Source organism: Candidatus Poribacteria bacterium (assembly GCA_021162805.1).
GTDB lineage: Bacteria > Poribacteria > WGA-4E > B28-G17 > B28-G17 > JAGGXZ01.
Map to the genome: position 1 here is coordinate 1 of JAGGXZ010000228.1, position 2,549 is coordinate 2,549.

Below are 2,549 nucleotides of genomic sequence, written 5' to 3' on the forward strand. Positions count from 1 at the left end.
TCCGGCCCGTCGGACAGGAGGGATTCGTCAAGCTCACCCTCCACTTTGACATCTCCATCCGTGACGTTTATCAATACCACGGCGGGATTCATCCCGTCTGAAAGCAGAAACGACTCCACAGCAGCTATATCCGGTAGTGGTTTCTCGATCTTGAGGATGACTTCCCTATCATAAGGGACGGGCTTTCCGTCAACGAAGGCGGTCCCGCCGGGATAGATGTCATCCTTCCTCCCCCACCAGCCAAGGGTTGTCGGAGGAAGTCCGGGATCGGGGACGACCTCGACGTAATAAATCGTCCCTGCGGGATCACGACGCGGGATTTTCAGCTCGTGCCAGGCGTTGTCGCCGATAGGCGGACTGACGCGTTTTTCGGCGACGATCGATCCTCCCGGCCCGTCAAGTCTAACTCTCAGGATGAAGCCGAACTTATCGCACGTTTTGAGATATGTCGGCGTCGAGATGAGGATCGAGCGCGCTGGAGCTGGAATCCTCACCGTCTGGCCGAGGGAGTGTTTTCCGCTCATATCGTCGGCTAAGTTTCGTTCCCTCCACCCCACGGTCCTGAAATCTTCCAGGAGAACGGGTTTCTCCTCCGGTTCAACATTCAGTCTGAGCGGTCGAAAACGGCTTATCTTATGGAGGAGGTCGGACCCGGGCCTCACAACCTCACCGGGAAGCTCCACCTTCCGCCTCGGCTTCAGATTTTCGTCCAGCTCCGCGAACTCACCGCTGACAAGCAGTGTACCGCCGTCTCTGAGGAAATCCACAATCCCTCGTAATGTTCCATCCGGCACGATGGGATTGTCGAGCGAGACGAGCACTTCATAGTCACGGACATCGCCCCTTGCAAGCTGCATATCGTAGATGAAATCGGCGGGGATGTGCCTCCAGACCAGTTCTCGATGGATCTCCAGCCATGTGGGCCTGAAGCCGTAAAGGGTCCAGGTCGCCCCTGATAGGTAAAACGCCACATTGGGTTTTACGGGCCAGGAGCAATCGAGCCAGGGGCGAATTTCCCGAATTTCAGAGAAGATCCTGCGCACCTCGGCCTGGGCGGGTGTGCCCTTTATCCCCCACTCGCCGTCGGGGAGGGAACCTGACCACTGAACCAGCCCCACATGCCAGGCGCCGCAGCCGAGGCATTCGTAGACGTATCTTCTTGCCGCCTCAGGGGTAAAAGACCTCCCGCCTCCCCTTGCCCTCGGGTCGGGGGACTTGAAGGCCAACCTCGCCGGGCAGATAGGCTTTCCGAATGAGGAGAGGATTCGAAAGTAAAGCAGGTTAAAGAGGATCGGGTCGTTTCCGACGATGATCTGGCCCGTCTCGAAACCGTCCGAGACGGAGGCATAAAGTGCCGGGTCAGCGCCAAGTTCCACACGTCTTCTCAGGTCCCCATGGTTGCAGGTGAGAATGAGCCTTTTCGGGTCCTCGGCCCTTATCGCCGCGTAATGCCATCTGAACCTCTCGGCCATCGCATGGAGTCTGAACCTGTGCCAGTCCAAGGAGGGGAGATCACGCTTCGGGTGCCGCGGCGGTTCAACCTCATCGAACGAGCGGAAGCTCGTGCCCCAGGCGGCGTTCAGCCTATCGAGATCTCCGTATCGTTCCCGAAGCCAAGCCCTGAAGTGGAGGATAGCGTTTTCACCGTAATCGGCCCACCTCCCGGGGAAGGAGTAGGTCGGGTAAAGCGACTCACCCCCCATGATCCAGTAGGCTACGGCATCACAATCCCTTAAAGCTCTCACGACCGATCGGATATAACGTCTCGTCCCCTCGACGATCGCCGGGTGGCAGATGGAGACCCATGGGCAGGTTTTGCCGAACATCCCTGCCATGAAGGGTTTCCCTTCCTGGTCCAGCATTGCGCAATCGGGGAAGCGACGGAAGAACCATTCGGGGTAGTAGGGGAAATGGCCGTTGTTCCAGCTCCCCACGGCAAAGCCGATTCTGACTTTGAGTTTCTCCCAGTCCTCGATCATGCCCCACCCGAGGGGAAGCGAAAAATGCAGGGCGTCGGAGGAGAAGATCTCCTTTATCCCGCCATCCGCCGTGATTACGCGTGTCTCAAAATCGAACCCTTCCACCGGTTTTCCGTTAACAAAGGGGTGACCTCCGGGATAGGAATCCCCCCATCTCGCCCAAACGCCGATTTTACCCCTCGGCTCGACGATGACCCATTTGTAAATCCCCGGCGGTTGCAGCGGAAACTCGACTGAGGGCCACGAATTGTCCTTGACGTCCTCGAACCGTTCCTTCGCCACGAGCTTCCACCTTTCGCCCTCAAGCCTATAAACCTCAACTGTGCACCCCGAACCCGTTGTGAACCAAGTCGGCGTATGCGGGGCGACGGCCCTTATGGGCTTATCAACCTCGAAAGTTTGGGCTACCTCCTTAATGAAGGGATAGAATGGGATGTGTCCAATCCCGTAAGGCTCCCGGGGTGCCTTGACGGGGTGCCACATCGCTCCCTCCTCCGCCGCATTCATCCCCTCCCTTACGGCTTCCTCCCTCTCGCCGGCGGGGACGGCGAAGTAACCTAGAAGTTCCAA

At 58.1% G+C, this 2,549-nt stretch carries 1 protein-coding gene; it reads right to left on the reverse strand.

Going from position 1 to position 2,549, the window contains the following annotated elements; genetic code table 11:
* The coding region (locus tag J7M22_18955; protein ID MCD6508684.1) for a beta-galactosidase at positions 1–1,979 on the reverse strand (1,979 nt) is incomplete at its 3' end.
* Positions 1,980–2,549 lie beyond the last annotated feature (570 nt).